Raw genomic sequence first — 332 nt, 5'->3', positions numbered from 1 at the left:
CGTTGTTGGTCACGGTGATCGTATATTCCACGGACTCGCCGGGGACAAATTCTGTTTGTCCCGCATCACTTGTTACTTTTACCGTAACAATATCGGCCTGGGGGTTTGGTTCCAGCGGTGGGGTCTCACAATCCGGGCAATCCGGGTCGGGGTCCTCTGTCGGGCTGGTTACCTGCACCGCATTCACCAGGTCATCCGTAAAGTCCGGTGGGGTTTGTACCGTAACCGTATAAGTCACAATTGCACCGTTCGGAAGCGTCGGGATCGTTTCATTGATATCGTCTGTTCCATTGGTATTCGGCAAGGTTACTGTACCGGTTGTTACAGCAGCT

The 332-nt window shown here is 53.0% G+C and carries 1 protein-coding gene; it reads right to left on the bottom strand.

The genetic code is table 11. The features are described 5' to 3' along the window. The coding region (locus ED312_RS23945) for a hypothetical protein (RefSeq protein WP_206363299.1) at nucleotides 1–332 on the bottom strand (332 nt) is incomplete at both ends.

This window comes from Sinomicrobium pectinilyticum, assembly GCF_003725735.1.
Taxonomy (GTDB): domain Bacteria; phylum Bacteroidota; class Bacteroidia; order Flavobacteriales; family Flavobacteriaceae; genus Sinomicrobium; species Sinomicrobium pectinilyticum.
Note: the sequence above shows the minus strand (reverse complement) of the source record. Positions and strands in the feature narration are given on the sequence as shown.